The organism is Microvirga calopogonii (assembly GCF_003347665.1).
GTDB lineage: Bacteria > Pseudomonadota > Alphaproteobacteria > Rhizobiales > Beijerinckiaceae > Microvirga > Microvirga calopogonii.
In genome coordinates this window covers 105,089-112,135 of record NZ_QDGA01000016.1, presented here as the reverse complement: position 1 = coordinate 112,135, position 7,047 = coordinate 105,089, and the positions used below count along the sequence as shown (strand labels likewise).

5 protein-coding genes are annotated in these 7,047 nt (G+C 56.1%); 1 reads left to right on the top strand and 4 read right to left on the bottom strand.

The features are described 5' to 3' along the window. Window positions 1-879 (bottom strand): right-handed parallel beta-helix repeat-containing protein (locus DDF70_RS14890; RefSeq protein WP_114945638.1); only part of this gene is annotated, 879 nt, incomplete at its 3' end. An 815-nt stretch (window positions 880-1,694) separates the two neighbouring features. On the opposite strand from DDF70_RS14890, the gene DDF70_RS14885 reads away from it, so the two are divergent. Continuing rightward, window positions 1,695-2,462, top strand: coding sequence for an FkbM family methyltransferase (locus DDF70_RS14885; RefSeq protein WP_114945637.1), 768 nt, complete (start codon window positions 1,695-1,697; stop codon window positions 2,460-2,462). Between the two features lie 621 nt (window positions 2,463-3,083). Here the strand turns inward: DDF70_RS14885 and DDF70_RS14880 are convergent. The 3 genes from DDF70_RS14880 to DDF70_RS14870 all read right to left on the bottom strand — a co-directional run bounded on the left by DDF70_RS14880 (window position 3,084) and on the right by DDF70_RS14870 (window position 7,046). Further along, window positions 3,084-4,343: a polysaccharide biosynthesis/export family protein gene (locus DDF70_RS14880; protein WP_114945636.1), complete on the bottom strand. Its 1,260-nt coding sequence runs from the start codon at window positions 4,341-4,343 to the stop codon at window positions 3,084-3,086. A 127-nt stretch (window positions 4,344-4,470) separates the two neighbouring features. Continuing rightward, window positions 4,471-5,865: a glycosyltransferase gene (locus DDF70_RS14875; RefSeq protein ID WP_114945635.1), complete on the bottom strand. Its 1,395-nt coding sequence runs from the start codon at window positions 5,863-5,865 to the stop codon at window positions 4,471-4,473. An 11-nt stretch (window positions 5,866-5,876) separates the two neighbouring features. Further along, window positions 5,877-7,046 carry a glycosyltransferase gene (locus DDF70_RS14870; protein ID WP_162820418.1) on the bottom strand — a complete coding sequence of 390 codons (1,170 nt, stop codon included), beginning with the start codon at window positions 7,044-7,046 and terminating at the stop codon, window positions 5,877-5,879. Between the last annotated feature and the right edge of the window lies 1 nt (window position 7,047).

The window sequence follows — 7,047 nt, the reverse complement described above, 5'->3', positions numbered from 1 at the left end:
CGTCGAGTTCACCAGTCCGGTGTTGGCGCCGTAGGTGCTGTAATGCACGTCGCCCACACCGCCGAGCACGTTGTTGGTCACCACCAGACCCGAGGACGGAAGCTGGCGATCCCCGCTCTCGTTGGCGATCTCGATGCCCGTGGCCGGCTTGCCGCCGCGGTAGAAGTCCGTGTCGTAGGTGTGCGCCACGGTGTTGGACTGCACCACCGCACCCTGCGCGTTGTCGAGGTAGATGCCGACGCTGAAGCTGTCGTAGACCTTGTTGCCGGTGATCTTGGCATCCTTGGTGAACATCGCGCCGACACCCTCGCCGTAGTTGCCGTGCACGTAGTTGTTGCTGATGACGCTGCCGTCCGACTTGTCCAGGCTGATGCCCTGCGCCCAGCCGCCGCCGGTCATCGAGCGGCTGCTGTTCTCCAGCACGTTGTGCCAGACCTCGTTGCCGTCGATCAGGTTGTTGTAGGAGTTGCCGACATTGCCGCCGGCCCAGATGCCGACCCGCACGCTGTCGTGCACGTTGTTGTCGAGGATCTTGGTGTCATGGGTCTCCCACAGGCTGATGCCGCCGCGCTTGGCGTTGCGCACCTCGAAGCCCTGGAAGGTGACGTAGTCGCCCGTGATGGTGACGAGATCCGAGCCCGAGGCGGACTGGCTGCCGTCGATGACCACATGCGCGCCGTCGGCGGCCTTGATGGTGATCGGCGCCGAGGCGGTGCCGCTGTTGTAGATGGAGACGTTGCCGTTGTAGACGCCGCCGGAGACCAGCACGGTGTCGCCCGCCTTGGCGAGCCCGGCGGCTTTGGTGATCGATTTGACCGGGCTGCCCGAAGCCCCCGAGTTCGAGTCGCTGCCCGTGGTCGAAACGTAAATAGTGGCCATAGCTTTTCTCGCTATTCTTTGGGTTAAAATTATTGGGAATATTGCTGGATCAGCCTGAAAAGCTGCATGCATCGCAATGTTTAGTGAATATAGATCAGTACAATAACGCTGTGTCAGCGCATATTACTTTTATTACCAATCAACAAAACGCAGTCAATACCTCCTTAAATAAAAACTATACACTCTATAAAGTCTTGGATCAGGAACATGTTGGCATAAACTGCGAACCGACAGCCGAGATCTAAACGATCACCTGTGCCGATGCGAAGCATACACAAGGAATACTTGTGCCAAGCCTGAATAAGGAGAGAGTCACGATGGGTGACATGCGCCTGGATCAGACGCGATTATGGGTGCGGCAAGGTCAAATGAGGGATACGCCTAGTCAAAACGCAGGCATAGTCCCGACCTTAAGGCCGTCAAATATAAATCGTATTTCATGTAATACCCCTATCTCTTTTTCATTTATCATTATCATTATTTAATTGGCCATGAGGTATAACATGAAATGTGACATCAATATGGCAACGCTGCCGATGGCTGCGTGGCCGGCGGCATTTACCGACGAACAAGTTAAGCCATTAGCTTGAGGTGAACGACGGAAACGTGCGGCTCAACATTCGGTTGGTGCTGGAGGAAGGTCAGTGTCGAAGGATAACCCAATCTGAGTAGGCTTTGGCCCCGATATCCCTCCGTTGATTGCTTGCATCCCAACCCTTCACGGCCAATCCTCACAAGGGTCGGAAACCATCCCAATCGGACAAGCGCATCGACCGCATCCGGGGTGAAGCGCTCATTCAAGTGTGGAGCTTCTTATGCATCCAGTAATCATGAGAACATTTCGAGCAGCTCAGGGCGCTTTTCCAGGGCTTAAGACGGCTAAAAATGCTCTGTCTCGTCATGGCCACAGGATCCTCAACACCCCTCACGAGAAGGACTTCCGGATCATCAAGCGCTTTTCCGATCCACACGACTTGTTCCTCGACATCGGCGCCAACCAAGGACAGTCGATCGAATCGATCCTTCTGTTCCGGCGCAAAGCGCAAATCATCTCGTTTGAGCCAAATCCATCTTTAGCCGCAAAGCTGCAGGCGCGCTATGCACGGCAGCCCAACATAACTGTCCATGCCGCAGGGCTCGGTGACGTGCCTGGCACGTTTACACTCTATGTCCCGACTTATAATCGCTGCGTCTACGACGGCCTTGCCTCGATCGACAGGAGCGAAGCTGAGAACTTTCTCAGCGCCGATTACGTGTATGGATACAAGCGATCCAAGCTCAGCATCGGCGAGGTTCAATGCCGGATCGAAACACTCGATTCACTGAAACTCTCCCCTTCCTTTATCAAGCTCGACGTGCAGGGCTATGAGTATAGTGTGCTACTTGGTGGGACCGAAACCTTAGCGCGCGCGGAGCCAGTACTGCTGATCGAAGATTATGCCGAAGACCCGCGCATTGGGGTCTTGTTGCAGAAATTCGGATACAAGGAATACCACCTCGAGGGCGATCAACTCAGGAAAGGCCCTGGAACGAGTTGCAATTCACTGCTGATCACTGATCGCAAGATTGGGAAACTCACGTAGTCGATTGACCTCATCGGCAACATTGCTGCCGATACAGGAGTGCCGCCACGCTGCGGCACCCAGGTTGTCGCCGGCATTTTCAGGCACCTATCACGTTCCGGCGCAAGCTGCACGACCGGCGGGCTGCCGGTGTGCGGATGCGCCTGCACGCCACTCTGCTTGAGCGCATGGCAGAAGCCGGGAAACTCGAATGGAGCCAGGCTGCGTTCACTTCCGCCGATTGCCGTAAAAAAGGGGGGCACTGCTACCCGGCCCGAACCTACAGCATTCTTCGGAGAAGTGGACCCGGTTCATCGTCAAAAATGCGGCAAGGCAAAGAAGAGAGCTGATCCCACTGACGTGGAATCAGCTCGAAAGGTTCGCGGCACAATCAGGCACGACGCGCCAAGTTGTTGTCGACTGGATGGATGTACTGCACCGTTTGAGCCTGAGCGGAGCCAGCCGGCGCCCTCGGCCGCTACAGGCGACTCTGTTAGGCGCTCTCACGGCCGTCACTTCTTCATGGTCGCCCAGATCGAATCGAGCACGGGAGATTGTCCATGTTCCGATCTGTATTGCTGCAGCTGGCGTCCCCACCGTATGAACACAGCAACACACACCGATCAGGCTCCATGCGTCATGTCAGTCGATCCGTAGTGCGACCTCGACAACGTCTCCAGGCAAGAGTTCCGTGTTCTCACCGGACACGATCCTCTCGAACCGGTCGTTTGTTTTCCGCGAGATTGAGATCTCCGGCCGCGCATTGGAACGTTCCAAAGATTGTGAACGAACACTTCCCGTGAAGGCGAGAAGCTTCTGCTGGAGAGCCGCCAGACGGGGACGCATCGAAGACAGCTGGAGATTTGCATTCTGCAATTCCTGCAGAAGTTCGTCGCGCCTTGCTTCATCGACCTTGGCAAGGTTCCGAACGACCTCTTCGCGCTCCTTGCGCGCCTGTTCCAATTGTGCCATCGCTTGGAGGTGTCTTGATGCCGATACAAGGCTCGCCCGCTTTGCGTCCATGACGCGGGTGATCGGAACCGTTCCACGGTCGTGAAAGTCTTTGAGGTTCTTCAGATCATCCAGGTCGCTCTGCATCGCTTCCTTTTCCTTCTGCTGCTGATCGGAAAGGATCGATATTTGAGAATCGAACTGGGAGATCCTCCTCTCCATGTACTCCTTTTCTTTCTTCAGATTATTCGTTCTACTGGTGTACCGCTCGTTCTCGACCGCAGATATCTGAGCGAGCAAACCTTCAGGAATGCGCATGTTGTCGAGTGCCGTTTCATCGAGATCGGCCGGCTGCCCCAACTCGCTCTTCAGACGCTTGACCTGAAGCATCGCTTGAACGAACTGGATTTGCAACGTCTCATACTCGCTCCGTGAGTCCACAAGCTGAGTAAGCGGGCTGTCGGTTCGCAACCGCATCGCGTCATAGCCGCCGGCGATTGCGAGCGCCTGGCGGACAGTCATGCCAGGGCGGAAAACCTGTTCGCCAGGCTTAGCGACATCGCCACTGACATAAATCGGACGATACTCCGCGATGTTAATCGTGACCTCTTGCGGCAATATCGTAAAAATGAGTTCGCGCCCCTCCCCGGTTCGTTGGCGCATCATCTTGTTTGGCATCTCCGCGGCGATCTTCGAACGAAGCTCGGAAAGCGATAGTCCCGATGCCTTGACTTCTCCCATGACTGGAAGCGAAACAGTCCCATCCAAGCCCAGCACTGCCTTTTGCTGAAGCTGTGCCGCTCCTGAAATGGTAATCTCTATCGTGTCACCGGGCGCAAGCCTGTACTCGGCAGCGATACTGTCATTGCCCTGAAGAAACAGGCCGCCGAGAGCCGCAACGACAATTCGAGCTCGAACTGACGTTCGAATAAAGTTCAGACAGACTGCCATTCATACCCCCCATTCGCCAAAGCAACGATCCCGTTTCCGTCAAATCCCGAGTCCGACAGCGACCATACCTTGGCTCGTGTCCGGGTCGGGTACTGTTTGTCTCGCAACCCTGGCGCTACACGTCTTGTCATGGAACGATCCGTGAGAGGCTACCGGCGAACTGAGATGGGCGCCGCTGCGAAGACGCCTCGACGCCAATGACGGGAAACGGCTGTGAGGACGCTGTCTCGGAGCCGGCCGTCACTGAAGCCAAATACTCTCGCCACTGTGCATCCGCCCTCTGTTCGCCGAAATTGGCGATGGCCCAATGCCGGGCATTCTCGGCGATCCTCGCTAGGCCGGGATCGTTGTCACGAACCAGCCCGAGGAGCGCGGCCAACTCTGCCGGGGATCTCCAGGTCAGAACATCGACATTCGGCTGAAGCCGCATTCCGGCGATCGCGCTGTCATGGGCGAGAATCATGACTCCGTTCAGAGCAGCATGAACAGCTTTCGTTTTGATCCCGCCCTGTACCAGTTCCGGGATCAACATCGCTTTGTACTTCTGCAACTCCGAATCGAGATCTTCGACGTAACCGACAAAACGTATGACGGGTGAAAACTTATAGTTAACACTCCCCTCGCCCCCTCCGATGACATGAAGGGGAAGCTCCTCCAATCCGTAGGAGCTCAACTGCCGTGAGATCTCGGTATCGTACTTGTAGACCGCATCCCGATTGGGTTGGTACGCCAGACCGCCAAGAAACACCAAGTCGTGTGGCCGCTCGGCGAGCGGTGCGATCTGGCTCGGACCTCTAACCAGGAGCGGCGTGGTGGAGATCATTCGTGACGATCTGGACGAGAGAATTTCCGCCTCGGCCGAACTGACAGTCAGGGTCAGGTTGGCTCGTTGAGCTATATCTTTTTCCCGGCGCGCAATGATTGCCGATTCCTTGCGAAGGACAGACTTGATCACCGGCCGAGCCAATCGATTCAAAGCTCGCAAGGCAGGCGCCTTGTGATATCCAAGGAGCCCGTCCAGATTTTTACGCTCCTTCGCAATCAGGCTATACCGCAGTGACAGAAGGTCGTCCAAATCGGATATCCAAGGTAGCTTCAAACTCTCGCCATAAGCGGCCGTGCGAACCATATCGGTAATGACGACATCGATCTTCTCGGAATGAGCGATGTCACGCAGTGCAGTCAGTGCCCTGTCACTGGAATACAGACATTCGTTGAGAGGTTTCTTGCCGAACAGAAATCCGGACCCCAGCTGAGTTATCAACTCTAAAGGACGCGGCCCATGAATGCGGTAATACCTTACTTGGTCGTCTGTATCGGTTGCGTCCCCGTCTGAACCATGCATGCCGGCGTCAAAAAACGCGACAACAACCCGGTGGCCCAGTCTCAGCAGGCAATCCACCGTGGTGTTCAGCACAGACTTGCGCCCGGTCATCTGACCACGAACGTCCCGTGTGGCGATCAGAAGGATATTTAGGCTCTGATCTTGCTCGGAACGATTGTTCGGAATCTCTTTGCTCATCAAAACTGCTTTCACTGGACACCATGGGCATATGCGGAGTGCAATTCCTGCGAGAATCCGTCGAGATCGGTGTACCTTTTCGCCAGGTGATTGCCGCGCTCCGCTAGAGAAGCCCGCAACTCGGATTTGCTCGCGACTTCCGACAGCGCATGGGCCAGCTGCTCCTCATCAGCTGGTGGCACAAGAATTCCGGCTCCGTCTCGAATTACCGTCGAGACGTCACCGACGTCGGTCGCGATCACGGGCAATCCGGCCGCCACTGCCTCGAGTAGAACCATCGGAAGGCCTTCCCACAGCGACGAAAGAACGAACACGTCCGCTGCCGCCATCAGCTTGCCGACGTCGGCCCGAGCGCCGGTCAGCTGGACATATTCCTCAGCCCCTACTTCACGGATGATCTGCACGAGACGGTCATGATCATCACCGCCGCCCACGATCAGCAACTTGGCGGACGGAGAAGACCGATTTACCTTGCTGAACGCCCTAATCAGGATGTCGAAGCCTTTTGCCACCGTGAGCCGACCGACAGAGATCATCACGATGTCCCGAGGTTCGTATCCAAGGGAGGAGCGAACCTGGGAACGCACGTCCGAACTCCACCCTGGCGGCCTTTCGACACGATTCTCGATGACGCTCACAGGCGTGCGGCCGACGCGTTCGTACTGCAGCTTAGCAACGCGCGGACCACAAGCGACAATGTGATCGGAACCGTAGCTTAGGGCCAAACGCTCTAGCCCGTTCTTCACACGGGTGCGCCATCCATTCGATTCCGGCCCCTGACTATGCAGCGTCACGATGAATCGCGCCCCTACCATCCTCGACAGGATCGCCCCGACAATCGTCGCGTGGGTCAAATGCGCATGGATGACTTTCGGGCGCCATTGCAGGATTATGCTTTTCAGTTTTTTCCACGCCGCCTGATCATACAGGTTCCGCTGGTGTATTTCGACCAGTTCGATCCCCATAGCCCGAATTCTGTCGGATGCCGCGCTGGGTCCGGACAGATTGATGACGCGGATCGAGTAAGGGCCATTGAGCATGGCACGAAGTTGAACTTCGAGAACGCGTTGTGCACCGCCAATTCCAAGGTCATCGATGATGAGGACTACATCCAGGATCTCACGCATTGGCTTTTGGTACACCCTTTCGTCTCCAGACATCTTGTGGGCAAGTTCTTCCATG

Coding starts and splice junctions, on each gene's coding strand:
- DDF70_RS14885 (WP_114945637.1), top strand. CDS start 1,695: ATGCATCCAGTAATCATGAGAACATTTCGAGCAGCTCAGGGCGCTTTT.
- DDF70_RS14880 (WP_114945636.1), bottom strand. CDS start 4,343: ATGGCAGTCTGTCTGAACTTTATTCGAACGTCAGTTCGAGCTCGAATT.
- DDF70_RS14875 (WP_114945635.1), bottom strand. CDS start 5,865: ATGAGCAAAGAGATTCCGAACAATCGTTCCGAGCAAGATCAGAGCCTA.
- DDF70_RS14870 (WP_162820418.1), bottom strand. CDS start 7,046: ATGGAAGAACTTGCCCACAAGATGTCTGGAGACGAAAGGGTGTACCAA.